This window comes from Kitasatospora sp. NPDC001527 (genome assembly GCF_040298605.1).
Classification (GTDB): domain Bacteria; phylum Actinomycetota; class Actinomycetes; order Streptomycetales; family Streptomycetaceae; genus Kitasatospora.
In genome coordinates, this window is record NZ_JBEPAM010000001.1 from 237517 (window position 1) to 263191 (window position 25675).

The window sequence follows — 25675 nt, forward strand, 5'->3', positions numbered from 1 at the left end:
GACCGGGGCACGGCGCGGCGTTGTCGGTGGCCTGCGGTAGTTTTCCCGGCGATCGGCGGCAACCGGCGATCGACGGCGACGGGCGAGCGGGGGCACGGGCGATGACGGACCTGATGGCAGGGCCGGTGACGGAGCCGGCGGCCGGGGAGCCGGTCGAGCTCCAGCTGGAGCGGTACCGGACGGAACTGACCGGCTACTGCTACCGCATGCTCGGCTCGGTCTTCGAGGCCGAGGACGCGGTGCAGGACACCATGGTCCGAGCCTGGCGCGGGCACCGGGGCTTCGAGGGCCGCGCCGCGCTGCGCTCCTGGCTCTACCGGATCGCCACCAACGTCTGCCTGGACGCGCTGAACGGCCGCAACGCCCGGGCCCGGCCGATGGACCTGGCCGGCCCGTCCACGGTGGCCACCGCGACCGACGCCCAGCTGCCCGAGGTCACCTGGGTCGGCCCGGCGCCGGACGGCCGGGTGCTGCCGGAGACCGCCGACCCGGCCGAGGTGACCGCGCAGCGCGAGTCGGTGCGGCTGGCCTTCGTCGCCGCGCTCCAGCGGCTGGCCCCCCGGCAGCGGGCGGTGCTGATCCTGCGCGAGGTGCTCGGCTGGCGGGCCAACGAGGTCGCCGAACTGCTCGGCGTCACGGTCGCCTCGGTGAACAGCGCGCTCCAGCGGGCCCGGGCCGCGCTCGCCGCCGAGCCGGCCGCGTCCCGGCCGGCACCGGTGCTGGACGAGGACCACCGGGCGCTGCTGGCCCGGTACGTCACCGCCTTCGAGGCGTACGACATGGACGGCCTGGCGGCGCTGCTGCACGAGGACGTCACGCTCAACATGCCGCCGTTCGCGCTCTGGCTGACCGGGCACGCGGACCTCCGGGAGTGGATGCTCGGGCCGGGTCACGGCTGCCGGGGCTCCCGGCTGCTGCCGGTGGAGGCCAACGGCAGCCCGGCGTTCGGCCAGTACCGGCCGAGTCCGCGGGGCGGGCACGAGCCGTGGGCGCTGATCGTGCTGGAGGTGTCAGAGGGCCGGATCACGGGGCTCACCAACTTCCTGGACACCGACGTGCTCTTCCCGCTGTTCGGCCTGCCGCCGCGGCTGGCGGCCGGGGAGTGACGCGTCCTCCCCGGTGGGGAGGACCGCGGCCAGCCCGCTGAACGCGAGCAGTTCGCGCAGCGGGCCGCTCGCGTGGTGCAGGACGAGACGCACGCCGTGCCGGGCGGCGGCGAGCCGCAGCCGGGCCAGGGCGTCGACGACGGCCAGGTCGGGGGCGGTCAGGGCGCCCAGGTCACAGCTCAGCGGGCGGTCGGCGGGTGCTTGCGGTTCGGTCTTCACGCGGATCAGACCGGAACGGCGGGCGGGCCTCATCGGCCCGGCGGAAGGATTCCCGGAAAAAACTTCGCCGAAGGGCGATGAGTTTCCGCTGCGGCCCCGGTCTACCCCTGTGAAAGCGCGGCACCGAGCGGCGCGTCCACCGAACAGAGGGAACCACCACCATGACCGAGAACCTCGGCAGCCTCTCCATCGTCCGCGAGGTCCAGGCGGCTCCGGCCGACGTCTTCCGGGCCTACGTCGAGCCCGAGCAGTTCGTCCGCTTCTGGGGCCCGGTCGGCACCCACGTCCCGCTGGACACCGTGACCATCGAGCCGGAGGTCGGCGGGCGCTTCGACAGCACGATGGTGATCGAGGCGACCGGCGACCGCTACCCGGTGCGAGGCCGCTTCACCGCCGTCCGCGAGGGCGAGCTGCTGGAGTTCTTCGAGGAGGGCGTCGGCCTCACCGGCCGGATCACCCTCGCCGACCTCGGCGACGGCCGCACCCGGGTGCTCATGGAGCAGGAGAACGTGCCGGCGATGTTCCTCGGCCCGGAGGCGGAGGCCGGCCACAACTCCAGCTTCGACCGGCTGGTCGAGCACCTGGCCGCCCGCGGCTGACCGCCGCGGCGGCCGGCGGCGGGGCGGCTGGCAGAGTGGGACGCACGTTGTCCCCGCGTCCCAGGAGGTCCCGCCGTGCCGGTCGAGCCGTTGAAGTCCCGTGAAGAGTGGTTGGCCTCGCTGCCGCGGATCTACGCGGCGGCGGGCTGCGTCCTGCGGGACGCGTCCGGGCGGATCCTGCTGGTCAAGGCGGGCTACCGGGAGCACTGGCAGTTCCCCGGCGGGACGATCGACCTGGGGGAGGGGCCCGCCGAGTGCGCGGCCCGGGAGCTGCTGGAGGAGACCGGCATCGTGCGGGAGGCCGGGGACCTGCTGGCCATCTCCTGGACCCACCCCTCGGACGAACTCGACCACCCGGCCGAGCACTTCCTGTTCGACTTCGGCACCGTCCCGGACGGCACCCCCGTGACCGTCCCGGCCGGCGAACTGGACGACCACCGCTGGGTCGACGACCAGGAGGCCTTCGAACTGCTCGGCCCGGCGCGCTCGTTGCGGCTGCGCGCGGCCCTGGAGGCGAGGACGGACGGGCGGACGCGGATCGTCACCACGCACGTCTCGGGCTTCTGAGCGGCAGAGGCAGCACAAGCGGCAGAGGCGGCAGAGGCGGCCGAGGTGTCCCGGGGGCGCGCCCGTCCCGCGCGACCCCCGGAACGGCTCCTTCAGTCCTGCTGCTGGTCGCCGGTGTTCGGCGCGACGAAGGCGGCGAGCAGCTCGCCGACGAACCTCTCCGTCTCGGCCTTCTCCACGCCGAGGTCGTTGAGCACCCCGGCGCCGTTCTCCAGCTCCAGCAGGGCGAGCAGGATGTGCTCGGTGCCCACGTAGTTGTGGCCGAGCTTCAGCGCCTCCCGGAAGGTCAGCTCCAGGGCCTTCTTGCCCCGGGCGTCGTACGGGATGAGCCCCGGCACCTCGGCGTCCGGGGCCGGCAGCACGGCGGTGGCGGCGGTGCGGAGCGCCTGCGCGGACACGCCCTGGGCGGCGAGCGCCCGCACGGCCAGGCCGTCGGGCTCGACGAGCAGGCCGAGCAGCAGGTGCTCGGCGCCGATCTCGGCGTTGCCGGCCTCGCGGGCCTCCTCCTGGGAGGCCATCACGACGTGCCGGGCCCGGTCGGTGAACCGGCCGAAGCCCTGGCTCGGGTCCAGGTCGTTGGGGGTGGCCGGGTCCTTGGGGACGAAGCGCTTCTGGGCGGCCTGCTTGCTGACGCCCATGCTGCGGCCGATGTCGGTCCAGGAGGCGCCGGAGCGGCGGGCCTGGTCGACGAAGTGGCCGATGAGGTGGTCGGCGAGTTCACCGAGGTGGTCGGCCGCGATGACGGCGTCCGAGAGCTGGTCGAGCGCGTCGGTGTGGAGCTTCTTGATCGCGTCGATCAGGTCGTCGAGGCGCAGCGGAGTGGTCTTGGGAACGATCGGATTCTCCATAGCGTCAACCGTAGGTTGTCGACCCTGGGATCGTCAACCATCGGTTGACGCTATGGCGAGTTGAGCCCCGCCGCAGCTCCGGGCCTACCGCTTCTCCCAGACGTACGCCGCCGAGACCGGGTGGCTGCGGTACTTCTCCCACTTCGGCTTGAGCGCGATCCAGGCGTCGTCCACCACCGCCTCGCGCATCTCCACCAGCGTCCAGCCCGCCGCCAGGCCGGCCGTCAGGTGGTCGGAGACCAGGTGGACATGGGTGGTGATGGCGACGTCGGAGCCGTCCGTGCCGGTGAAGTGGGTCGGCATGCCGGCGGCCATGATGAAGTACGGGTGCAGGCCGACCAGCACGCAGCGCCCGCCCGGGCGGGCGAGGCGGAAGGCCTCGCGGTAGTACGGGCCGAGGTCGGCGAGGTGCTCGTCGATCAGCGAGGAGACCACCAGGTCGTACGTGCCGGCCGCGAGCCCGGTGGCGGCGACGTCCCCCTCCCGGAGGCTGTCGTGGGCGCCGCGCTCCGTGGCGCGCGCCAGCATCTCGGGCGTGAGGTCCACGCCGTCCAGCACCAGCCCCGCGGCGGCCCGGCCGCGCAGCCAGGCGCCGGTGCGGCCGGTCCCGCAGCCGAGGTCGGCCGCCCGGCGGACCTCCGGCCAGGCCGGCGTGGCGAGGCGTTCGAGCACCGCGAGGTCCATCGCGTCCTCGACGGTCTGCTCGTAGGTGTCGACCCAGCCGGCGTAGCCGGTGCGGACGTCCACGGTCGGGTAGTTGCGGGTGTCGAAGTCGGAGAAGTCCACCATGCCCGGCAGTATCGGGCGCTGGTCCGGCCGGTCGCGAACGATTATCGGAGCGTCAGTTTGAATCCGTCGTGGCTGCGGTCGAAGCCGAGCGAGGCGTAGAAGCGGTGCGCCCCGGTGCGGCGCTTGTCGCTGGTCAGCTGGACGAGCGTGCAGCCGCGCTCCCGGGCCCGCTCGATCACCCGGACCATCAACTCCCGCCCCAGCCCCGCGCCCCGCCGGTCCGCCCGCACCCGGACCCCCTCGACCAGCGCCCGCTCCGCCCCGCCCCGCCCGAGCCCCGGGATGTACGTGACCTGGAGGTACCCGAGGACGGTGCCGTCCCCCTCGTCGAGCACCAGCATCTCGTTGCGCGGATCGGCGTCGATGTCGGCGAAGGCCCGGGCGTACGCCTCGCCGACCTCGACCGGGGCGGGATCGGTGACCTTGTCCTCGTCGGTGAGCAGCGCGATGACGGCGGGCAGGTCCCGGCGGGTGGCGGTGCGGAGGATCACGCGGATCACGCCCGGAGTCTGCCAGAGCGGCAAAGCGGGAAGCCGGTCCGGCCGGCCTCCCGCTCCGCGGGCCCCTGCCGTCAGGAGGGCAGCAGGCGGGCGCGGACGGCGGCGAGGTCGGCGGCGGTGACGCCGGCGGCCGACAGGTAGCGGGCGGGGGCGAAACCGTCGAGGGCGGCGGCGACGGCGGCCTCGGCGGTGGTGCCGGCCTCGGCGAGGACGGCGTCGATGCGGCGGTACTGGTCGGGCAGGCCGAGCATGCCGTAGAGCGGGCGGACGTTGGGGGCGCTCAGGAGGTAGTCGGCGACGATCTCGGCGGGGGTGACCTCGGCGAGGGCGAGCAGCAGCAGGGCGGCGAGGCCGGTGCGGTCACGGCCGGCGCCGCAGTGCACGACCAGGCCGCCGGGGCGGGCGCCGGCGATCGTGGTGATCAGCTCGGCGGCGGCGTGCGGGCAGTGGTCGAGGTAGGGGCGCAGCGCGAGCGGGGTGCCGTCGAGGTGGCCGTGGGCCAGCCACCAGGCGGGGCCGGCGAGTTCGTCCAGCGGGACGCGGATCAGCTCGACGTCCTCGGGGAGCGGGAGCAGCGGCTTGTACTCCTCGATGTTGCGCAGGTCGACGACGGTGCGCACGCCGTGGTCGAGCAGGGCGTCCCAGCCTTCGGCGGTGAGGCGGTCCAGGTTGTCGGCGCGGGCGATCGCGCCGCGGGTGGTGCGGGCGCCGGTGGTGGTGCGCAGTCCGCCCAGGTCACGGACGTTGAGGCAGCCGTCCCAGACCAGAGTGCGGTCCTCGGAGGTGGTGGGTTGCGCGTCGGCCCGGCTCATCGGTTCCCCGTTTCCTTGACGAGGGGGTCCCGTTACCCCCTCGTGATGTGGACTTCCGGTGGAGCGGGATGGTTCCTGTGACGGTCGGATGATCAGTGGGGCGGGGGCCCGCCCGGCAGTGCCGTCCGTTGCGGGATCCGCATGACAGTCGTCACGGTGCGCGCCGGGACGGTGCCGAGAGACGGGCCCTACCGGGCGAAGTCCCAGAGCGGCCGGCCGAGGGTGTCCACGCAGCGCACGGCCGTGAAGAGCTCGTCCTCGGCCGAGAGGAACCCGTGGGCGACGCCGCGCAGCACCGTGCGGGCGGCCGCGTCCGCCCGCGTCCAGGCGCCGGTCAGCACGAGCGTCCCGTCGACCAGCTCGGCGCGCTGGATCCGGGCCACCGGGACGGCGAGCAGGGCGGCGTTGACCTGGTCCAGCTCGACGGGGGAGAGGTAGGTCTCGCCGGCGCCGCCGCCGCGCTCCCGTTCGGCCCGGCGGCGCAGCTCGGGCAGCCCGTAGTGGCGGACGGCCGCCACCGAGTCGTCCAGGGCGACCCGCCAGCGCGGGCCGGGCAGCACCTCCCACCAGACGTCCTCGCAGACCGGCAGCAGCTCGCCGATCCGGGCCCGCCAGGTCTCGATGCCGTAGACGGCGCGCGGGTCGGGACGCGGACCGGGGAGGGCCGCGGCGGTCCAGTCGGCGCGGCGGACCAGGCTCAGGTCGAAGGTGTAGCGCAGCCGGCCTTCGGTGCGGTGCTCGACCAGGCCGAGCAGGGCCCAGTGGGTCGGGTCGGGGAGGCTGAAGGTCCGCCCCCGGCCGGTGAGGCCCAGGAGGCGGAGGGCGGGCGCGAGGTGGTCGCGCAGGCCGCGCTCGAAGAGCTCGTGGGCGGCGGAGGTCATGGTGTTCCTGGGGGTGGGGGGAGCAACCGGCGGCGCCTGCGGCGCAGAGAAGGGGTGCGGGGCGCGAAAGCGGCGGCCGGAACGTTCGTTCACATATAACGTAGGCGATTTGTCGACTTCCCTGCCATAGGCGAAGGCCAGACGGTCTCGGGACCTTCGACCCGAAGGTGATCCGATGGAGGGGGCGAGCCCCGGGCTCCGGCGGCCGGACCGGTGCCGGAGGGTGGCCGGGCCGTGGCCGGGGCGGGCGGCGGCGGTCCGGACCCGCCGGAGCGGCGCGTTCGCCCCGATGGCGGATGATGTGGCGGGTGCAGAGTGCAGAACGCCCCGGAGCGGGCACCGACAGCGCCGTCGGCCGGTCCGGACCGGTCCCGACGTCAGGTCCGCCACCCACCCCGCCCTCGGGCGCGGCCGCCACCCCCGTCGATCTGACCGAGGCCGTCCGGGCCGCGCAGGGCGGGGACGAGGAGGCCTTCCGGCTGCTGTTCCGGGCCGTCCAGCCGGGTCTGCTCCGCTACCTGCGGGTGCTGGTCGGGGGCCGGCCCGAGGACGCCCAGGACGCCGAGGACATCGCCTCCGAGGCCTGGCTGCAGATCGCCCGCGACCTGGGCTCCTTCACCGGCGACGGCGACGGCTTCCGCGGCTGGGCGGCGACCGTCGCGCGCAACCGGGCGCTGGACCACCTGCGGGCCCGCCGCCGCCGGCCGGTCGCCGACCTGCCCTTCGAGTACCTGGCCGAGCTGGCCGGCGGCGAGGACACCGCGGGGGCGGCACTCGCCTCCGTGGGCACCTCCGACGCGCTGGCGCTGATCTCCCGGCTGCCCCGGGACCAGGCCGAGGCGGTGCTGCTGCGGGTGGTGATGGAACTGGACGCGGAGAGCGCCGCCCAGGTGCTCGGCAAGCGCCCGGGCACCGTGCGGATGGCCGCGCACCGGGGGCTGAAACGGCTCGCCAAGCTGTTGGAACAGTCCTTCCCGGCGGGCGCGGGGACGGGCGCGGGCGGCCCGGGGATCCCGGCCGCCCGGCGGGGTCACGACGGCGGTCCGGCCGGGGGGCCGACCGGCGGCGGAACGGTCCGCGCGGGGCTCGGACGGGCCGCGAAAAAAAATTCTCCGCAGGGTGTGACAGAACGCCGGGCCGCGACGCTGAAGGACATGAGATGAGCACCAACCGATCCCGCCGGATCGACCGTGACACCGCCGAGCAACTGCTCGCCGGTGCCGTGGGCGGCCCGTCGGCCGGGCGGGACGCCTCGCTCACCGGCCCGGACGGCAGCACCGGGCACGCGGGACCCCTCCTGCCCGGCGACGGGCCGAAGGAACGGGTCGCCCGGGTGCTCTCCGCCGCCGCGGCGCCGGTGGCGGCGGGCGAACTGGCCGGGGAGGAGGCGGCCCTGGCCGCGTTCCGGGAGGCCCGTCTCGTGCCCGATCCCGCAGCACCCGCCGCACCCGCACCCGTCCGGAGAGCTTCGATGGCAACCGCCGCGCTGACGAGGGCCTTCAGCACGAAGGCCGTCGCCGTCGTGCTCGGCGCCACGGCGCTCGGCGGGGTCGCGGTCGCGGCCGGGACGGGCAATCTGCCCTCGCCGCTGGGCGGCGGCCCGGACCAGCCGCGCCACGTGGTCGCCCCCGTGACGCCCGCCCCGCCGACCTCGCCGGAGGCCCGCTCCGGGGTGCCGGCCGCCGGCATCCCGTCCGGCGGCGGGCCGCTGGTCGCCCCGTCCGGCTCCGCTCCGACCGGTGCGGCCTCCGCCGCTCCGTCGGACGTCCCCTCGGGCGGCCGGTCCACCTCCGCCGGTCCGTCCGCCCCGGCGAACCGGCCGGCGACGCCGCAGCCGTCCGCCTCCGTGCGGGGGGACGGGAGCGGCCCGTCGAACCCGGCGGCCCACGCGGCGCTCTGCAAGGCGTTCTCCGACCGGGCGGGCAAGGGCGAGCGCCCGCGCACGCTGGTCACCGATCCCCAGTTCGGCGGGCTGGTCTCCACGGCCGGCGGCACGGACAAGGTCGAGGAGTACTGCGCCCGGCTGCTGCGCGGCGCGGGCGGCGACGACGACCGGCAGGGCGGTCCGGCACCGTCCCGGTCCGGCACCGCGGCCTCCGGCAACGGCGGCTCCGGCGGCCAGGGGTCCGGCGGCCAGGGCTCCAACGGTCAGGGTTCCGGCGGCCAGGGCTCCAACGGTCAGGGTTCCGGCGGTTCCGGCAACGGCCAGGGCACCGGCGAGAACAACGGCGGCGGCGCGGGCCGGGCTTCGAAGCCCGCCACCGCACCGCCCGCGGCGGCCACGCCCGGGCCGCCGGGGACCGACCGCACCGACGACGCCACGGGCGGTCCGAGGTGACCCACGATCTCCGGATGGGCGGCGAGCGAATCCCCCCGGGCCCGTCGCCCATCCGGACCGCTCCACCCCGCACCACCACGGTGACCGCACCACCGCGGTAGCCGCAGGACCCGCACCACCGCAGTACCCCGCCCCACCCGAGGACTCCGGGAGGACGGTCGGCTCCCCCGTGCCGGCCGTCGCCCGGCCGGCCCCGGCCTGGCGGGCAGGCGCACCCCGGAACGCGCCTGCCGGCCCGGCCGGACCGGAACCCGCCGGCCCGCCCGCCCGCAGTCAGGGCGGGCCGGCACCGCCCGACCAGTCCGGACCGGACCGATCGTGACCCGTCGTCCTGGACGACCACGAGCCGGCGGTCGGGGATCCGCTGCCCGGTTCCCCGGCCGCCACCCCTTCCCGAGGGGCCACCGGCGCCGCCGCGCCCGGTGGCCCCTCGGTCGGTGCGCCCGTCCGACGGCCGCCCGGGGGCCGTCGCCGCCGGGGGCTATCGTGCACACGTGCACGAGGCGGTCCGGGACCCCGGGCAGGGCTTCTGAGGGGAGCGGTTCCAGGTGATCGGACGCGCGCTGAACGGGCGCTACGAACTCGTCGAGATACTCGGCGTCGGCGGCATGGCCACGGTCTGGCGCGGGGTGGACCACGTGCTGGGCCGTCAGGTGGCCGTCAAGGTCCTCAACGGGGGCCTCGCCGACGACCCGCGGTTCGCCGAGCGGTTCGGCCGCGAGGCGCAGCACGCCGCGATGCTGGTCCACCCGAGGATCGTCATGGTCTTCGACTCCGGGGTGGACCAGGGCTCGCCGTACATCGTGATGGAGCTGGTGCAGGGCCGTTCGCTGGCCGCGCTGCTGGCCCAGCGGCCGGGCCTGCCGGTCGAGCAGGCGGTGGGGATCGCCGCCGCGGTCTGCGAGGGGCTGGCCCACGCGCACGCGGCGGGCCTGGTGCACCGGGACATCAAGCCGGGCAACATCATGATCACCGACGACGGCGGGGTGAAGGTCGTCGACTTCGGCATCGCCCGGGCCGGCTCCTCGCACAACCTCACCCAGACCGCCTCGGTGCTCGGCACCGCCGCGTACCTGTCGCCCGAGCAGGCCACCGCGAGCCCGCTGGACGGCCGCACCGACCTGTACGCGGTGGGCTGCGTGCTGACCGAGATGCTCACCGGCGCGCCGCCGTTCACCGCCGAGACGCCGGTGGCGATCGCCTACAAGCACGTCGGGGAGCAGCCGCTGCCGCCTTCGCTCCGGCGCCCCGGCCTGCCGCCCGCGCTGGACGCGGCGGTGCTGCGGCTGCTCGCCAAGCACCCGGGCGACCGGCCGGCGGACGCCTTCGCGGCGCGGGCCGAACTGCTGGCCTGCGTGCCGGGGCTGGTGCCGGCCGACCCGACCACCGAACTGCTGGCCGCCGCCCCGCCGTTGCCGCCCGCCGTTCCCACGGCCTTCCCCGCCGCCTTCCCGGCGGCCGGGGGAGACCAGCAGCACACCACGCTCCTGCCGCCCCAGCCGGCGCCGCCGGCCCCCACCTCGGTGATGGCGCCGATCCCGGCGGCCCCGCCGCCGATGCCGGAGCCCGAGCGTGAGAGCCGCCGCAAGCCGATCGTGTTCGGCGCCCTCGGCCTGGCCGGGGTCGCGGGCGCCGCGGTGCTCGCGCTCACCGCCTTCGACGACCCGACCACCCCCGTCGCCGCACCGTCCACCCGCCCCACCGCGACCGCCCCCACCACCCCGGCGGCCACGCCCACCCCGACGCCGACCCCGACGCCGAGCGCCACCACCCCGTCCGCCCGTCCGACCCCGACGGCCCCCGCCACCACCCCGGCCCCGCACAACCCGGCTCCGCTGGTTCAGATCAACGCCCTGCGGCAGAGCATCGCGCAGACCCAGCTGGAGAAGGAACGCGGCCGCCAGATCGACCTGCTGCACACCCTCGACGAGGCCACAGCCCTCCTCAACGAGGGCCGCCCCGACGACGCCGCCGCGAAGCTGAAGGGCGCCCAGCGGACCGTCCGCGACCTCGCCAAGAAGCACGCCGTCGACGGCTCCACCTACCAGAACTGGAACTCCCGGCTCTCCTCCCTCGTCACCTCGCTCAACGCCGTCGCCGACGAGGAGGACTGACCGCGCGGGCACCGGGCCGCGGCGACGGACCGGGCCGGCGACGGGGGCCGAGGGCGGGTCAGGCGCCCAGGAAGCGCTGGAGCTGCTGGAGGACGTAGTTGGCGCCGGTGTAGCCGATGCCCTGGAACCAGAGCTGGTCGTCGACGGGGAAGGCGCGGTGGGCCTTGACGGCCTCCAGGGCCTGCCAGGCGGGGCTCGCCAGGGTGGCGGTGAGGCCGTTGCGGGCCGGGTCGCCGTAGTCGGCGTAGAGGAGCAGGTCGCCGTCGGCCCTGGCGAGCTGGTCGGGCGGGAGCTCGATGTCGGACTGGTCGGTGTTCTGGGCGTCCGGGCGGCCGAGGCCGGCGTCGGCGAGCACCGAACCCGGGAAGTTCTGCCTGCCGTAGAGGCGGATCCCGCCGCCCTCGACGAAGCGCAGCAGGCTGACCTTCCGCCCGCCCGCCTTGGCGTTCGCCAGCGCGGTCACCACCTGGTTGACGTGCCGCTGGTACGAGGCCGCGAACGCCGCCGCCGCGTCCTGGCGGCTCAGCGCCTGGGCGTGGGTCTGGACGTTGGCCTTCCAGGGTGCGCCGGTGGTCTGGGTGAGCACGGTCGGGGCGATCGCCCGCAGGTCGTCGTACCGGTCGCCGTCGCGGGTCTGGCTGGACAGGATGAGGTCGGGCCGCAGGGCGCGGATCGCGGCGAGGTCCGGGGAGCCGACCGGGCCGACGTAGGCGACCCGGTCGAGCCGGGAGACGGGCCAGTAGTCGGCGAAGGTCCGGTCCGCGGCGGGCCGCGCCGCGCCGACCGGGGTGATGCCGAGGGTGAGTGCGGAGTCCAGCTCGGCGGTGTCCAGGGTGACGACCCGCATCGGCGCGCCGGGCACGGTGACCGGACCGGTGGCGGCGGACACGGTGACGGCCGGCAGCGGGGTGGGGGAGGGCGGCTCGGCGGCGGCCGGGTGGTCGGCCGGCGGGGGCGCGGGGTGGCGGGTGGTGCAGCCGGTGAGCGCGGCGCCGCCGAGCGCGGTCAGCAGGGTGCGGCGGGTGAGCGGGGACATCGGCACCTCGGACGACGGGAGCGGGGGAGCACGGCGCGTCGATTATGTCCGAATTGGTGCATAAAGTTTCGCTATGCGTCCGTCGTGGCCGTCCACGGCGCGCCCGGTACCACCAGCGGCGTCCCGGTCACCGGGTCCGGCACCACCACCGACTCCAGCCCGAACACCTCCCGCACCAGCTCCGCCGTCACCACCTCGGCCGGCGGGCCCTGGGCGACGATCCGCCCCTCCCGCATCGCCACCAGGTGGTCCGCGTACCGGGCGGCCTGGTTGAGGTCGTGCAGCACCGCGACGACCGTCCTCCCGCGCTCGACGTTCAGCCGGCGCACCAGGTCCAGCACCTCCACCTGGTGCGCGATGTCCAGGAAGGTGGTCGGCTCGTCGAGCAGCAGGATGTCGGTGCCCTGGGCGAGCGCCATGGCGATCCACACCCGCTGCCGCTGCCCGCCGGACAGCTCGTCCACGCCGCGCTCGGCCAGCTCGGCCGTCGAGGTGCGCTCCATCGCCTCGGCGACCGCCGCCTCGTCCTCCGCGGACCACTGCTGCCACCAGCTCTGGTGCGGCTGGCGGCCGCGCGCCACCAGGTCGGCCACCGCGATGCCCTCGGGGGCGCTCGGCGACTGCGGCAGCAGCCCGATCCGCCGGGCGATCTGCTTGGTGGGGACGCGCGCCAGCTCCTCGCCGTCCAGCAGCACCGCGCCGCGCGCCGGCTTCAGCAGCCGGCCCAGCGCCCGCAGCAGGGTGGACTTGCCGCAGGCGTTCGGGCCGACGATCACCGTGACCCTGCCGTCCGGGATCCGCAGCGAGAGCTTCTCGGCGACGGTGCGGGCCTCGTAGGCGAGGGTCAGCTCCCGCGCCTCCAGGCGGTGGCCGGACCCCCGGTCCACGGTGCCGGTGGACGCGGCGCGGGCGGACTCGGTGTCGACGGACTTGGTGTCGACGGACTCGGCGTCGGCGGGCATCGGGGTCTCCACGACTCAGGAACCTCCACGGCGGGAGCGGATCAGCAGCCACATCAGGTACGGCGCGCCCACCAGTCCGGTCACCACGCCGACCGGCAGCTCGGTGGGCGCCAGCAGCCGGCGGGCCAGCAGGTCGGCCAGCACCACGACCAGCGCGCCGGTGAGCGCCGAGCACAGCAGCGGGATCTGCGCCGAGCGGGCCAGCCGCACGGCGATCTGCGGGGCCATCAGCGCGACGAAGTCCACCGGCCCGGCCGCGCCCGCCGCGCAGGAGGCGAGCACCACGCCGAGCAGCGCCATGCCCAGGCGGATCCGGTTCAGCCGCAGCCCGAGGCCGACGGCGGTGGCGTCGTCGAAGGAGATCGAGCGCTGCGCCCGCGCCGCCCACAGCGCCACCGGCACGGAGGCCAGCAGCACCCAGGCGAGCCAGCCGGCCTGGTCGTAGCCGGAGCCGTTCAGGCTGCCGGTCATCCAGACCTTGGCGGCCTGCGCCTGGAAGCCGTCGCCCTTGGTGAGGAACACCGAGGTCAGCGAGGAGAGCGCGACGGAGATCCCGATGCCGATCAGCACGAAGCGCTGGGCGTGCAGGCCGCGCCGCCAGGCCAGCAGGTAGACCAGCAGGCCCGCCACCAGCCCTCCCGCGACGGCCGCGTACGGCACCTGGCCGGTGGAGCCGACCACGCCGTACGCCAGCAGGCCGACCACGGCCGCGGTGGCGCCCCAGGAGACGCCGACCACGTCGGGGCTGGCCAGCGGATTGCGGGCGACGGTCTGGATCAGCGCCCCGGCCAGCCCGAGCGCGGTGCCCACCAGCAGGCCGACCACCACCCGGGGCAGCCGGAACTCGCCGACCACCAGTTCGTGCGGGCTCGGCTGCCCGAACACCACCTTCAGCACCTCGCCGGGCGCCACCGTGGACTCGCCCAGGCAGAGCGAGGCGACGGCGGTGGCGGCCAGCGCCACCAGCAGGCCGAGCGCCGCCCAGGCCGAGCGCCGGTGCAGCAGGAAGGAGACGCCCCGGGCGCGCACCACGGTGTAGCCGCGCAGCGAGACCGTGGAGACCGTCGGGGCCGTCGGGGCCGTCATGCCGCCACCACCTTCCGCCGCCGGACCAGGGCGACCAGGACCGGCACACCGACCAGTGCGGTCATCACACCGGCCGGTACCTCCGAGGGCGGGAACAGCACCCGGCCGAGCGTGTCGGCGAGCAGCAGCAGCGCCGGGCCGAGCACGGCGGACAGCGCGAGCACCCAGCGGTGGTCGGCGCCGGCCACCGCGCGGGCGGCGTGCGGCACGGCCAGGCCGACGAAGGCGACCGGTCCGGCGGCCGCGACCGCCGAGCCGGTCAGCACGGTCGCGCCGAGCGCGCCGACCGCCCGCACCAGCCCGGTCTTGGCGCCGAGCCCCTTGGCGGTGTCGTCGCCGAGCGCCAGCGCGTCCAGCCCGCGCGCCACCGCGAACACCAGCACGGTGCCCACGGCCAGGAACGGCAGCAGCTGCCAGGCGACGTCCGCGGTGCGGCCGGAGAGCGAGCCGACGTGCCAGAACCGGAACTGGTCCATGGCCGCCGCGTCGGTGGTGAGCACCAGGGTGTTGAGCGAGGCGATGAACGCGGACACCGCCGAGCCGGCCAGCGCCAGCTTGACCGGCGTCGCCCCGCCCCGGCCGCGCCCGGCCAGCCCGTACACCACCACGGTGGCGAGCACCGCGCCGGCGAAGCCGAACCAGACGTACCCGGTGAGCGTGGAGACCCCGAACGCGGAGATCGCCAGCACCACGCCGGCCGCCGCGCCCTGGCTGACGCCGAGGATGCCGGGGTCGGCGATCGGGTTGCGGGTGATGCCCTGCATGACGGTGCCGGCCAGGCCGAGCGCCGCGCCGACCGCCAGGCCGACCACCGTGCGCGGCACCCGCAGCTCGCGGATCACGACGGCGTTGGTGGAGTCCCCGCCGTGCAGCAGGGCGTCGAGGGTGTCGCCGAAGGGGATGTTCCGGCTGCCGACCGCCAGGCTCAGCAGCACCGCGCCGGCCAGCAAGGCCAGCGCGGCGATGAGCCACAGGATGCGGCGGCGCAGCAGGCGGGCTCTGCCGGGCGCGGTGGTGTCGGTCATGGCTCTCTCTCGCAGATAGCTCAGGCAAACCTAAGTTCCACGCGGAAGCCGGGGCAAATCGTTCCTTCGCGCAGGTCGGGACGTTGGATAGCCTGACGGCATGCCTGCGACCTCGGACGCCCCGCTCACTGTGGGTTTCGACCTGGACATGACGCTGCTGGACACCCGGCCCGGCATCCGCGCCACCTATCTGGCGCTGTCGGCCGAGACCGGGACCGTCATCGACGCCGACCTGGTGGTGACCCGGCTCGGACCGCCGCTCCTCGACGAGCTGCGCAACTGGTTCCCGGAGGAGCGGGTGGAGGCGGTCGCCCACCGCTACCGCACGCTCTACCGGGACCACGCCTTCGCGCCGACCGTCGCCCTGCCCGGCGCGCACGACGCCCTGGAGGCGGTCCGCGCGCACGGCGGCCGGGTCGCGGTGATCACCGGCAAGTACGAGCCCAACGCCCGGCTCCACCTGGAGCACGCGGGTATGCGGGCGGACGCGCTGGCCGGCGACCTCTGGGCGGAGACCAAGGGCGACGCGCTGCGCGAGCACGGCGCCACCGTCTACGTCGGCGACCACCTCGGCGACATCCGGGGAGCCCGGCACGCGGGCGCCGTCGCGGTGGCGGTGGCCACCGGTCCGTACGGGGCCGAGGAGCTGCGGGCGGCGGGCGCGGACGTGGTGCTGCCCGACCTCACCGCCTTCCCGGCCTGGCTGGCCGGGCACCTCGGGACGGCCGTCTAGGCCCCGGCGCGGGCGCTCAGGCGTTCGCGCGGGACCGGCGGCGCTGGGCCCGGGCGGAGAGCAGCAGGCCGGTCAGGGCGAGCAGGAAGCCCAGCGGCATCAGCATGCTGAGCCAGTACGCGGCCGTGGGCAGCGGCGTCAGGTGCAGGAACAGCGGGACGAAGGTGACCAGCGTGGCGAGCGCGCCGAGCCCGAAGACGATCGCTCCGGCTTTGACGTAGGCGTCGCCGCGGTCGGCGCTCTGGCTGCTCACGGGGCTTGCTCCTCTGCGGCCGGGACGGCGGGTTCGGCTGCCGTCCCAGTCTCGCAGAGGCCGCCGGCGGCCGGTCCCGCGCGGTGCCGGGCGGGGGCGTCCGGGGGCGCTTCGCGGACGAGCGACCCGGTCACGTTGCGCAGTTTTCCGGGCGCTGGGAGTTTTGATCCCTGCTGGGCGGGGGTATGCAGGCTGTGCCGAGGGGTGCGATCAGTGCGCCCCGCTTCTCTCCGACCGGGGGTGCGAGCCTGTGGACAGTGCCGAGCCGCGCCCCGGCCATGCCGGTTCCGGGTCGCCCGTGGCCGTCGGAGCCCCGTACGGATCTTGTGCGGAACGCGGATGAGACAGTGACGGACCGTTAGTCTGCTCCTTACAGTGTGCTGACCGCGTGCGCCCCTGCGGGCGTGTCCCCCCGGGTCGGCCCGCTGTCCCACCACCCAGCGATTCCCGGCCAGGGCCGGGATCCCTCACACCCACATCGAGGACTGTTCGAGATGCCCACCGGCCAGGTCAAGTGGTTCAACGAGACGAAGGGCTTCGGCTTCCTGTCGCGCGACGACGGCGGCGACGTCTTCGTCCACACCAAGGCGCTGCCCGCCGGGATCACGTCGCTGAAGCCGGGCCAGCGGGTCGAGTTCGGCGTGGTCGCCGGGCACCGCGGCGACCAGGCGATGCAGGTCCAGCTGCTGGACGCGCTGCCGTCGGTGGCCGCCGCCCAGCGCAAGAGCCCGGACGACATGGCGGCGCTCGTCCAGGACCTCATCACGATGATGGACGCCGTGCTGCCGGGGCTGCAGCACGGCCGCTACCCGGCCAAGCCGGCCGGGCAGAAGCTCGCCGTGCTGCTGCGCGCGGTGGCCGACCAGTTCGACGTCTAGTGACCTGAGCCGGAGGTTCGCCGGAGGCGGGCCTCAGAAGTCCAGCGCGCCCGGGCCGAGCGGCGGCACCAGTCCCTCCGCGGCGGCCCGGGTGAGCAGCGCGCGCACGGCCGCGTGCCCCTCCTCGCCGAGGTCCGCGGTGAACTCGTTCACGTACAGGCCGATGTGCCGGTCCGCGACGTCCGGGTCCATCTCCTGGGCGTGCTCCAGCACGTACCGGCGGCTGGCCTCCGGGTCGTCCCAGGCCTGCCGGACGGAGGCGCGGATCGCCTCGGCCAGCTCCCGCAGCCGCTGCGCGCCCAGTGAGCGCCGGGCGATGATCGCGCCCAGCGGGATCGGCAGACCGGTCTCCCGCTCCCAGGCCTCGCCCATGTCGGCGAGGCAGCGCAGTCCGTAGTTCTGGTACGTGAACCGGGCCTCGTGGATGACCAGGCCGGCGTCCACCCGGCCGTCCCGGACGGCGGGCATGATCTCGTGGAACGGCAGCACCACGATCTCCCCCAGGCCGCCGGGCACCGCCCGGGCCGCCCAGAGCCGGAACAGCAGGTAGGCGGTTGACCGTTCGGACGGGACGGCCACGGTCTTCCCGCTCAGGTCGTCCCCGCTCTCCGGGCGGGTCAGCACCAGCGGCCCGCAGCCGCGTCCGAGCGCGCCGCCGCACGGCAGCAGGGTGTACTCGTCCAGCACCCACGGCAGCGCGGCGTAGCTGACCTTCAGGACGTCCAGCTCGCCGCGCTCGGCCAGGCCGTTGGTGACGTCGATGTCGGCGAAGGTGACCTCGGGGGCGTCCGCGCCGGGCACCAGGCCGTGCGACCAGGCGTGGAAGACGAAGGTGTCGTTCGGGCAGGGCGAGTACGCGATGCTCAGCCGTTCAGCCACGGCCGGCCTCCTTCACTAGCGCGGGGTGGGGCAGGGCGGCGAAGGCGCGCTCCAGCGCGGCCAGCGCCTCGCCGATCCGCCAGGCGGACCGGTCGCGCGGGCCCACCGCGTTGGAGACGGTCCGCAGTTCGAACGCGGGCACGCCGTGCCGGGCGGCGGCCTCGGCGACCCCGAAGCCCTCCATCGCCTCGGCCACCGCGTCCGGGTGGCGGGCGCTCAGGGCGGCGGCGCGGGCGGCGCTGCCGGTCACCGTGGAGACGGTGAGAACGGTTCCGGTGACGGCGTCCAGGGCCTCGGCGGCGAGCGCCACGGCGGCCGGCGCGGGGGTGTGCCGGACGGTCCCGAAGCCCAGCTCGGTGACGTCGGCGAAGCCCTCGGGGGTCTCGGCGCCCAGGTCGGCGGCGACGATCCCGGTGGCGACCACGGTCGCGCCGATCGGCGCCCGGGGGGCGAAGCCGCCGGCGATCCCGGCCGACAGCACCAGGCCGTAGCGGGCGGCGGTGAGCGCGGTGGCCGCGGCGGCCGCGGCGGCGCCCGGGCCGACCCCGCCGGCCAGCACGTCCACCGTCACGCCCGAGGGGTGTGCGACGCGGTCCAGCGCGCCACCCGGCAGCGCCACCCGCTCGCCGGGGCCCTGCGGGGCCGCGCCCAGGCCGCGCAGCACGGCCTCGGCCTCGGCCGGCACCGCGACGACGACGAGCAGCCGGGCCCGCGCGGGGTCCGACTGCTCGTCGGGGAGTCGTACCGTCACCGCGGGACCGTCAGCTGTCCTGGGTGTTCAGCTGGAAGTACCACACGGCGTAGATCGCGTCCGGCGACTTCGGGTCGGTCTCGACCACGGTGATCAGGGTCTTGCCGGAGGAGTTGAGCGCCTTGCTCGCCGGCACGGAGCCCGAGAAGGTGGCGTTGCGGGCCGCCGAGGCCAGGATGAACCGGCCGCCCTGGCCCTGCTGGCCGCCGTTGGTGTTGGCCCACCAGCCGCGGTCCGCCACGTCCGGGCTGACGCCGATGGCGATGCGGTCGCTGACGACCACGTCGGACGAGGGGAGGGTGCCGTCCTCCAGGGCCTTGCCGGCCTTGTCCTGGCACTCCTCCTGCTGCTGGTCGGTCAGCGGGTTGCCGTCGTTGAAGCAGAACGGGTCGGCGGCCTGCGAGGAGTTGCCGACCACCAGGGTCGCGCGGTGGTCGCTGATCTCGTGCTGGTTCGACGCGTAGGCGATGGACCCGCCGACCGTGCCGGCGGCGATGACGACGACGGCGCCGAGGCCGGCGACTGCGCGGGTGCTGAGGCTCATGCGTCAGAGGCTACCGGGCTTTCGCGATCACGCTACGCGGGGGTCGGCCGCCGCGTGTTGTCCGCCGCCCCGGTGTGCTAGGCCACCCGGGGCGCGGCCGGGCGGTGGCGCAGCCCCACCCGCAGGAGCGAGCGGAACGTCCAGAGCAGCGCCGCGCCGAGCACGGCGGCGGCCACCGACAGCCCCAGCGCGCCGTCCAGCGGCAGCAGGATGCCGACCGCGCCGCCCGCCACCCAGGACAGCTGGAGCGCCGTCTCCGAGCGGGCGAAGGCGGAGGTCCGCACCGCCTCGGGGACGTCCCGCTGGATCAGCGCGTCCAGCGACAGCTTGCCCAGCGAGGCCGCGAGGCCGGCCGTGCCGGCGACCGTCACCACCGTCACCACGCCGTACCAGAGCGCGGCGGCGGCCGTGGCGCAGCCGGCCAGCAGCAGCATCGCGGTGACCGTCACCTCGGGGCTGCGGGGGCGCAGCCAGGAGCCGAGCAGCGAGCCGAGCGCGTTGCCCGTCCCGGCGGCCAGCGCCACCAGGCCGAGCGCCAGGGTCGGCCGCAGGCCGCCGATCGGGTCGTCCCGCAGCAGGAACGCCAGGAACAGCACCAGGAAGCCGACCAGCCAGCGCATCGCCGCCATCGCGCGCAGGGCCAGGATCACCGACGGGCCGACGGTGCGCAGCGAGGCCTTGGGCCGCTGCCCGGCGGGCGCCAGCTCCTCGGCGGCGCGGCCCGGCAGGAGGCCGTGGTGGCCCGGCGGGTGCTCCTCGGCGTGCAGCACCGCGCGCTGCTCGCCCTTGGCCGAGTCCACCGCGTGCGGCAGGTGGAAGGCCATCAGGGTGCCCGCCACGAACACCAGGAAGGCGCCGCGCAGCGGCCAGCTCGGCCCGATGAGGTGCAGCAGCCCGCCGACGCCGGCCGCGACCATGGTGGCCAGCAGCCCGGCCAGGGTGACCCGGGAGTTCGCCTTCACCAGGGAGAGCCGGCTCGGCAGCAGCCGGGGCACCACCACGCTGCGCACCACCCCGTACGCCTTGGAGGCGACCAGCACGCCGAGCGCCGTCGGGTAGAGCGCCAGTCCGCCGCCGGCCACCACGCCGGCCATCGTCCAGGCGAGCACCGCGCGGGCCAGCATCGAGGTCGCCATCGCGGCCCGGCGGCCGTGCGGCAGGCGGTCCAGCAGCGGGCCGATCACCGGGGCCAGCACGGCGAACGGCGCCATGGTGACCAGCAGGTAGAGCGCCACCCGGCCGCGGGCCTCGCCGGTGGGCACCGAGAAGAAGATGGTGGAGGCGAGCGCCACGGTGATCAGCATGTCGCCGAAGGCGTTCAGCGCGTGCAGTTCGATGAGCTTGGCCAGGCCCGACTCGCCGGCGCCCTCGGCCGCGGTGGCCCGGCGGATCCGCCGGCCGGTGCCGTGCACCACCTTGCCGGTGCGGGAGCCGGCCGCGGAGGCGGTGCGGACCAGGAAGTGCCGGCGCGGCTCCTCCTTTTCCTCCCCGAAGTCCCCGAAGTCCTCGATGTCCGCGACGTCCTCGAAGCCCTCTGGGGACTCCTCGGCCCCGGCGGCACCGGTGGCCACGGCGCCGGGACCGGCGGCGTCCGCGGATCCGGAGGGTTCGGCGGCGGGCAGTGGCGAGGGGTCCACCGATCGCGGTTCGCCCGCATCGTGGACCGGAGGCTGCTGTCGCGGCACGGCGTCCGCCTCGTCGGGGCTGCCGGTCTGCGAGGCGCGCAGTGCGTGCTGCGACGGGTTCTCGTCCGCCACAAGCCCATCCTGCCCCAGAATCGGGACGACAACGCGGGATTCCGCTCCGCGCCGCGCGGCCGTCGGCCGTCGTTCCCGTTCCGGACGCTCCGGAGCCACTCCGGGCGCCCCGGACTGTGCCGGGTGGCCGACCGGCGGGTAGCCTGCCCAGGGTCCGCCCGAGGGCCCGACCGGCTCCGGCGGAACCGATGAGCGGCGCGGCCGGTATCCGCGGTGGCCCGCGGTCGCGCAGAATGGACGAGGGACACCGAGCCGCGACGGAACAGGCAACTCGCCGTGGGCGACAGAAGAACTGGGAGAGAATCGACGCCGTGAGTGCTGCGATGCGAAGCCGTACCCCTGATCGGCTCTGTGCCGAGGCCGTCGAACTCGCCCGTCAGGCAGCCGAGGACGCCGTCGGCGCCGAGACCGTCGGAGCGCACCTGGGTGTCCAGGCCGAGGCCGACCGTGTCGTCACCCACACCTTCGAGTGCCTGGACGCGGCGTACCGGGGCTGGCACTGGGCCGTCACCGTGGCCCGCGCCCCGCGCGCCAAGAACGTGACGCTGGACGAGGTCGTGCTGCTGCCCGGCGCCGACGCGATCCTCGCCCCGCAGTGGGTGCCGTGGAGCGAGCGGCTGCGGCCGGGCGACATGGGCCCCGGGGACCTGCTGCCCACCGGCGCCGACGACCTGCGCCTGGAGCCGGGCTGGACCGGCGAGGACGAGCCCGCGCCGAACTCCGCGGTGGCCCAGGCCGCGCAGGAGGACGTGCTGGTCACCGACCCGGACATCCAGCCGGCGCCGGTGCGCGCCCAGATCAGCGCCGTCGCCGACGAGCTGGGCATGGGCCGCAGCCGGGTGCTGTCCCGCCTCGGCCTGCACCTGGCCGCCGACCGCTGGGAGAAGGCGCACGGCCCGCAGACGCCGATGGCGCAGTCCGCCCCGGCCTCCTGCGTCAGCTGCGGCTTCCTGATCCCGATCGGCGGCTCGCTCGGCCAGGCGTTCGGCGTCTGCGGCAACGAGTTCGGCCCGGCCGACGGCCAGATCGTCTCCTTCGCGTACGGCTGCGGCGGGCACTCCGAGGCGGCCGTCATCCCGGCTCCGCCGGCGCCCGCCGAGCTGATCCTGGACGAGCTGGTGGTCGAGCCGTTGCCGCTGCACCCGGACCGGCTCTCCGGCTCGGTCGAGCCGGACGCGCCCACCGAGGAGCTCGGCCACTCCTGAGCACCGCCCGGGCATCGTGGGCCGGCGGCGGCCCGTCCCACCCGGTGGGGCGGGCCGCCGCCGTTCCGGCCCGGATTCCCGCCCGCGCCGTCGCCCGGCCGGGGCGGGCTGCGGCCGGGGGCGTGTCCGGGGCAGTCCTTCCGGCAGGGAAGAATGCCCCTCGTAGGGCACAACAGGGCGGCGGAAGGCAGGTCCAGTGGAACCTCGGATCATCGGCAGCGGCGCGGACGAGCACCTCGCGGACCCCTTCGACAGCGCCGGACTGCGCCGTCGGGTGCTGGACGCCTGGGCCGCCTCCCCGGCCCGGTTCCGGGAGGACGCCAACGCCGAGGAGGAGCTGGCCCTCGGCGGCTACCGCGACCGGCTGGTGGTCGAGCTGGCGCAGAACGCCGCCGACGCCGCCGTGCGCGCCGGGCACGGCCCCGGCCGGCTGCGGCTCACCCTGGCGGACGGCGTGCTGGCCGCCGCGAACACCGGCGCGCCGCTGGACGCCACCGCCGTCGAGTCGCTGTCCACCCTGCGCGCCTCCTCCAAGCGTGGCGAGCGCGACACCACCGTCGGCCGGTTCGGCGTCGGCTTCGCCGCCGTCCTCGCCGTCACCGACGAGCCCGCCGTGCTCGGCTCGGCCGGCGGCGTGCGCTGGTCGCTCGGCGAGGCCCGGGCGCTGACCGGGGCGCAGCCGGCGCTCGCCGAGGAACTGCGCCGCCGGGACGGCCACGTGCCGCTGCTGCGCCTGCCGTTCGCCGCCGAGGGCCCGGCGCCCGAGGGCTACGACACGGTGGTGGTGCTGCCGCTGCGCGACGCCGCCGCCGAGGACCTCACCCGCCGGCTGCTGGCCGCCGTCGACGACGCGCTGCTGCTGACCCTGCCGGGCCTGGCCGAGGTGGTGGTGGAGACCTCGGAGGGCACCCGCACGCTGACCCGCTCGGCCGCCGGGCCGCGGCCCGACGGCGTCACCGAGGTGACGGTGACGGACGACGCGGGCGGGGGCCTTCGGCGCACCGTCTGGCAGACCGCCGAGGCGGCCGGCGCGCTCGCCCCCGACCTGCTCGCCGACCGGCCCACCGAGGAGCGCGCCCGCCCGTACTGGACGGTGACCTGGGCGGTGCCGGTCTCCGACGAGGGCGCCCCGCAGCGGCCCGCGATCGCCCCGGTGCTGCACGCGCCCACCCCCAGCGACGAGCCGCTCGGCCTGCCCGCGCTGCTGATCGCCTCCTACCCGCTGGACTCCACCCGTCGGCACGTCGCCCCCGGCGCGCTCGCCGACTTCCTCACCGAGCGCGCCGCCGACACCTACGCCGACCTGCTGCGCGCCCGCGGCGGCGACCTCGGCTCGCTCGGCCTGGTGCCCGGCCCGCTCGGCCAGGGCGCGCTGGACAACGCGCTGCGCGCCGCCGTGCTCTCCCGGCTGCCCGGCACCCCGTTCCTGCCGCACCCGGCGCCGGTCGAGGAGGGCACGCCCGCGCTGCGGCCCCGGGACGCCACGCTGCTGGAGGGCGCGGACGGCTCGGTCGTCGAGGCGCTGGCGCCGATCTTCCCCGGCCTGCTGCCGGCCGGCCTGGAGCGCCGCACCGAACTGCGGGTGCTCAACGTGCGCCGGGTGCCGCTCGCCGAGGTGGTCGACCAGCTGGGCGGCCTGGACCGCGAGCCGGCCTGGTGGCGCAACCTGTACGCGGCGCTCGGCGGCGCCGACCCGGAGGCGCTCGGCGCGCTGCCGGTGCCGCTCGCCGACGGGCGGACGATCACCGGCCCGCGCCGGGTCCTGCTGCCCTCCGACGACGCCGACTGGGCGGCCTTCCCCGGCTACCCCGAGTCGCTGGCCGGCGCGCTCGCCGTGCTCGACCTGCGGCTCGCCCACCCGGAGGCCGCCCACCCGCTGCTGGCCAAGCTCGGTGCCGGCGCGGCCACCCCGGCCGGGGTGCTGGACACGCCCGAGGTGCGGGCCGCCGTCGCCCGCTCCTACGAGCTGGCCGAGGACGACCCGGACGCCGCCGCCGACCTCGCCGACGCCGTGCTGGCACTGGTCAGGGCGGCCGCCCCGGCACCCGGCGAGCACCCCTGGCTGGCCCGGCTGGCCCTGCTCGACGACGAGGGCGAGCCCGTCCGCGCGGGTGAGCTGCTGCTCCCCGACAGCCCGCTCGCCGCGCTGGCGCGCGAGGACGACGCCGCCTGGGTGGACGACGAGCTGCTGGAGCGCTGGGGCCCGGAGGTGCTCGCCGCCGCCGGCGTGCCGGCCGAGTTCGTGCTGGTCCGCGCCGAGGACGTGGTGCTCGACCCGGACGACCTGGAGCGGCTCGACCCGACCGCCCCCGCCGACCGGGCGGCCGGCGGCCACCCCACCGGGCTGATCGACGAGGCGCCGGACGGCCTGGCCGACTGGGCCGAGGACGCGCTGGAGGCCCTGCACGCCGACGACGGGGACACCGTGGGCGTCCCGCCGGTCGCCGCCGAGCTGCTCGCCGTCCGCGATCTGGACCTGGTGGACGACGACGCCTGGCCGCAGGCGCTGGCCGCGCTCTCCCGCCCGCCGTACCGGGACGCCGTCGTCAACCCGGTCCGCACCCTGCTGCCGGACGGCTCGTACGCCGACCTGCCGCCGTACACCGCCTGGTGGCTGCGCGACCACCCGGTGCTGGACGGCCGCGAGCCCGCCGGGCTGCGCGCCGCCGGCGCCGACCCGCTGCTGCGCGGGCTGTACGACGAGGCCCGCACCACCCTGGACGAGCAGTTCCTGCACGCGCTGGGGGTGCGCACCACGCTGGCCGCGCTGCTCGCCGAGCCGCACGGTCCGGACGAGGTGCTGGACCGGCTCACCGACCCGGCCGCCGAGGTCGGGCACCGCCAGCTGCACGGCATCCACACCGCGCTGGCCCGGGTCGAGGCGGAGCGGATCGAGCCGCTGGACGTGGTGCGGGCGGTGCCGCCGCTGGACCGCGCGACCGGCCGCCGCCCCGACCGCACCGTCGTGGTGGACGCCGCCGAGGCGGTCGTCGCGGACGCCCCCGACCTGGTGGAGCTGCTGCACGACCACCCGCTGCTGCCGGTCGCCCCGGCGCTCGCCGCCGACCTCGCCGAGCGGCTGCACGTCTCGCTGGCCAGCGAGGTGGCCGGCGGGCGGGTGCTCTCCCAGGGCGCCCTGCACCGGGTGCCGGCCGTGGTGCGGGAGCTGCTGCCCGGCTGCCCGGTCGCCTACGAGGAGCACGAGGAGCTGCTGGTGGTCGGCCCGGACGGCGAGGAGGCCGCCGTGGACTGGCGCTGGGACGCCGAGGGCGGCACCCCGGAGGCGCCGTACGACCCGGAGTCGGCCGAGGAGGCGGACGAGGACGACGAGTTCGAGGTGCCGCCGGTGCCCGGGCTGCTGCACGCGGCCACGCCGGAGGGGCTGGCCGCCGGGCTGGCCTGGTCGGTCGGGCAGTGGCACCGCCGGTTCGAGGTACTGGCCGCGCTCAGCGAGCCGGACCGGGCCTACGAGCTGTCCGCCGCCCGGGACTTCGAGGGCTGACGGCCGACCGCTCCGGTGCCCGCCCGTTCAGGAGCGGGTGCCGGAGCGGGTGCGGCCACGGGCGAGCAGCCGCAGGTAGATCGTCAGGGTGGTCACCACCCAGGCGGCGGTCAGGACGGCGGCCACCGCCTTGCTCAGCAGCGGTCCGGCGTGGATCCCGGCCAGCGCGCCGACCCCGGCCATCGCCAGGGCCAGCAGCCCGGTGGCCAGCAGTCCGCCCAGGAAGGCCGCGAAGGCCTCCAGCTCTCCGCCCCTGCGCGCCATCCGCCACCCCCGGCGATCGTTCCGCTC

General features: G+C 76.1%; 26 protein-coding genes. 10 read left to right on the forward strand and 16 right to left on the reverse strand.

Translation table 11 applies throughout. From position 1 onward, the window contains the following. The first annotated feature begins 101 nt into the window (after nucleotides 1-101). The gene (locus ABT238_RS01045) at nucleotides 102-1106 is read left to right on the forward strand and encodes a sigma-70 family RNA polymerase sigma factor (RefSeq protein ID WP_350558355.1); all 1005 of its coding nucleotides are present in this window, start codon (nucleotides 102-104) and stop codon (nucleotides 1104-1106) included. Here ABT238_RS01045 and ABT238_RS01050 read toward each other — a convergent pair. Beyond that, entirely contained in the window at nucleotides 1011-1325 is a 315-nt protein-coding gene (locus ABT238_RS01050; RefSeq protein ID WP_350558352.1) for an STAS domain-containing protein, read from the reverse strand. The two genes, ABT238_RS01045 and ABT238_RS01050, sit on opposite strands and share 96 nt — an antisense overlap. A 161-nt stretch (nucleotides 1326-1486) precedes the next feature. On the opposite strand from ABT238_RS01050, the gene ABT238_RS01055 reads away from it, so the two are divergent. Beyond that, a complete protein-coding gene (locus ABT238_RS01055) occupies nucleotides 1487-1924 on the forward strand; it encodes an SRPBCC family protein (protein ID WP_350558349.1) in 438 nt (145 codons plus the stop codon). Nucleotides 1925-1999: 75 nt separating this feature from the next. Next, a complete protein-coding gene (locus ABT238_RS01060; protein WP_350558346.1) occupies nucleotides 2000-2491 on the forward strand; it encodes an NUDIX domain-containing protein in 492 nt (163 codons plus the stop codon). A gap of 92 nt (nucleotides 2492-2583) precedes the next feature. Here the strand turns inward: ABT238_RS01060 and ABT238_RS01065 are convergent, their stop codons facing one another. The 5 genes from ABT238_RS01065 to ABT238_RS01085 all read right to left on the reverse strand — a co-directional run bounded on the left by ABT238_RS01065 (nucleotide 2584) and on the right by ABT238_RS01085 (nucleotide 6321). After that, nucleotides 2584-3339 carry a Clp protease N-terminal domain-containing protein gene (locus ABT238_RS01065; RefSeq protein WP_350558343.1) on the reverse strand — a complete coding sequence of 252 codons (756 nt, stop codon included), beginning with the start codon at nucleotides 3337-3339 and terminating at the stop codon, nucleotides 2584-2586. Between the two features lie 84 nt (nucleotides 3340-3423). Beyond that, a complete protein-coding gene (locus tag ABT238_RS01070; RefSeq protein ID WP_350558340.1) occupies nucleotides 3424-4128 on the reverse strand; it encodes a class I SAM-dependent DNA methyltransferase in 705 nt (234 codons plus the stop codon). 41 nt (nucleotides 4129-4169) lie between these two features. Beyond that, nucleotides 4170-4619, reverse strand: coding sequence for a GNAT family N-acetyltransferase (locus tag ABT238_RS01075; protein ID WP_350755229.1), 450 nt, complete (start codon nucleotides 4617-4619; stop codon nucleotides 4170-4172). Between the two features lie 80 nt (nucleotides 4620-4699). Beyond that, the gene (locus tag ABT238_RS01080; RefSeq protein WP_350558334.1) at nucleotides 4700-5440 is read right to left on the reverse strand and encodes a tyrosine-protein phosphatase; all 741 of its coding nucleotides are present in this window, start codon (nucleotides 5438-5440) and stop codon (nucleotides 4700-4702) included. Between the two features lie 188 nt (nucleotides 5441-5628). Further along, complete coding sequence (locus ABT238_RS01085; RefSeq protein ID WP_350558331.1) at nucleotides 5629-6321, reverse strand: hypothetical protein; 693 nt, start codon at nucleotides 6319-6321, stop codon at nucleotides 5629-5631. Nucleotides 6322-6620: 299 nt separating this feature from the next. Between ABT238_RS01085 and ABT238_RS01090 the strand changes: the two genes are divergently transcribed. The 3 genes from ABT238_RS01090 (at nucleotide 6621) to ABT238_RS01100 (ending at nucleotide 10773) form a co-directional block, all read left to right on the forward strand. Continuing rightward, entirely contained in the window at nucleotides 6621-7484 is an 864-nt protein-coding gene (locus ABT238_RS01090) for an RNA polymerase sigma factor (RefSeq protein ID WP_350559198.1), read from the forward strand. Further along, nucleotides 7481-8659 (forward strand): hypothetical protein, encoded by a 1179-nt coding sequence (locus ABT238_RS01095; protein WP_350755132.1) that lies wholly within the window; start codon nucleotides 7481-7483, stop codon nucleotides 8657-8659. Before ABT238_RS01090 ends, ABT238_RS01095 begins: the two co-directional genes overlap by 4 nt. Nucleotides 8660-9207: 548 nt before the next feature. Then, on the forward strand, nucleotides 9208-10773 hold the full coding sequence (locus tag ABT238_RS01100) for a protein kinase domain-containing protein (RefSeq protein WP_350558325.1): 1566 nt from the start codon (nucleotides 9208-9210) through the stop codon (nucleotides 10771-10773). Nucleotides 10774-10831: 58 nt separating this feature from the next. Here ABT238_RS01100 and ABT238_RS01105 read toward each other — a convergent pair whose 3' ends face one another. From ABT238_RS01105 to ABT238_RS01120, 4 genes are all read right to left on the reverse strand, one after another. Beyond that, nucleotides 10832-11809, reverse strand: coding sequence for an ABC transporter substrate-binding protein (locus ABT238_RS01105; protein WP_350558322.1), 978 nt, complete (start codon nucleotides 11807-11809; stop codon nucleotides 10832-10834). 71 nt (nucleotides 11810-11880) lie between these two features. Beyond that, on the reverse strand, nucleotides 11881-12771 hold the full coding sequence (locus ABT238_RS01110; RefSeq protein ID WP_502891387.1) for an ABC transporter ATP-binding protein: 891 nt from the start codon (nucleotides 12769-12771) through the stop codon (nucleotides 11881-11883). 15 nt (nucleotides 12772-12786) lie between these two features. Then, complete coding sequence (locus ABT238_RS01115; RefSeq protein ID WP_350558316.1) at nucleotides 12787-13857, reverse strand: FecCD family ABC transporter permease; 1071 nt, start codon at nucleotides 13855-13857, stop codon at nucleotides 12787-12789. Further along, nucleotides 13854-14882 carry a FecCD family ABC transporter permease gene (locus ABT238_RS01120; protein ID WP_350558313.1) on the reverse strand — a complete coding sequence of 343 codons (1029 nt, stop codon included), beginning with the start codon at nucleotides 14880-14882 and terminating at the stop codon, nucleotides 13854-13856. The genes ABT238_RS01115 and ABT238_RS01120 overlap by 4 nt, the downstream gene beginning before the upstream one ends. 100 nt (nucleotides 14883-14982) lie before the next feature. Here ABT238_RS01120 and ABT238_RS01125 point away from each other — a divergent pair, with 100 nt between their 5' ends. Further along, entirely contained in the window at nucleotides 14983-15615 is a 633-nt protein-coding gene (locus ABT238_RS01125; protein WP_350558310.1) for an HAD family hydrolase, read from the forward strand. Nucleotides 15616-15631: 16 nt separating this feature from the next. On the opposite strand, the gene ABT238_RS01130 is transcribed toward ABT238_RS01125, so the two are convergent. Next, on the reverse strand, nucleotides 15632-15868 hold the full coding sequence (locus ABT238_RS01130) for a hypothetical protein (RefSeq protein WP_350558307.1): 237 nt from the start codon (nucleotides 15866-15868) through the stop codon (nucleotides 15632-15634). Between the two features lie 494 nt (nucleotides 15869-16362). Between ABT238_RS01130 and ABT238_RS01135 the strand changes: the two genes are divergently transcribed. Next, the gene (locus ABT238_RS01135) at nucleotides 16363-16746 is read left to right on the forward strand and encodes a cold-shock protein (protein WP_350558304.1); all 384 of its coding nucleotides are present in this window, start codon (nucleotides 16363-16365) and stop codon (nucleotides 16744-16746) included. A 33-nt stretch (nucleotides 16747-16779) separates the two neighbouring features. Here ABT238_RS01135 and ABT238_RS01140 read toward each other — a convergent pair whose 3' ends face one another. The 4 genes from ABT238_RS01140 to ABT238_RS01155 form a co-directional block, all read right to left on the reverse strand. Beyond that, nucleotides 16780-17625 carry a 1,4-dihydroxy-6-naphtoate synthase gene (locus tag ABT238_RS01140; RefSeq protein ID WP_350558301.1) on the reverse strand — a complete coding sequence of 282 codons (846 nt, stop codon included), beginning with the start codon at nucleotides 17623-17625 and terminating at the stop codon, nucleotides 16780-16782. Then, complete coding sequence (locus ABT238_RS01145; RefSeq protein WP_350755137.1) at nucleotides 17618-18376, reverse strand: futalosine hydrolase; 759 nt, start codon at nucleotides 18374-18376, stop codon at nucleotides 17618-17620. Before ABT238_RS01145 ends, ABT238_RS01140 begins: the two co-directional genes overlap by 8 nt. Nucleotides 18377-18386: 10 nt before the next feature. After that, the gene (locus ABT238_RS01150; protein ID WP_350558295.1) at nucleotides 18387-18920 is read right to left on the reverse strand and encodes a hypothetical protein; all 534 of its coding nucleotides are present in this window, start codon (nucleotides 18918-18920) and stop codon (nucleotides 18387-18389) included. 77 nt (nucleotides 18921-18997) lie between these two features. Further along, nucleotides 18998-20377 (reverse strand): MFS transporter, encoded by a 1380-nt coding sequence (locus ABT238_RS01155; protein ID WP_502891388.1) that lies wholly within the window; start codon nucleotides 20375-20377, stop codon nucleotides 18998-19000. A gap of 623 nt (nucleotides 20378-21000) precedes the next feature. Between ABT238_RS01155 and ABT238_RS01160 the strand changes: the two genes are divergently transcribed. Together ABT238_RS01160 and ABT238_RS01165 are read left to right on the forward strand one after the other, a co-directional pair. Next, complete coding sequence (locus ABT238_RS01160) at nucleotides 21001-21882, forward strand: DUF3027 domain-containing protein (protein WP_350558292.1); 882 nt, start codon at nucleotides 21001-21003, stop codon at nucleotides 21880-21882. 196 nt (nucleotides 21883-22078) lie between these two features. Further along, complete coding sequence (locus tag ABT238_RS01165) at nucleotides 22079-25384, forward strand: sacsin N-terminal ATP-binding-like domain-containing protein (protein WP_350755139.1); 3306 nt, start codon at nucleotides 22079-22081, stop codon at nucleotides 25382-25384. A 27-nt stretch (nucleotides 25385-25411) separates the two neighbouring features. Here the strand turns inward: ABT238_RS01165 and ABT238_RS01170 are convergent, their stop codons facing one another. Further along, nucleotides 25412-25648 (reverse strand): hypothetical protein, encoded by a 237-nt coding sequence (locus tag ABT238_RS01170; RefSeq protein ID WP_350558286.1) that lies wholly within the window; start codon nucleotides 25646-25648, stop codon nucleotides 25412-25414. Nucleotides 25649-25675: the final 27 nt, after the last annotated feature.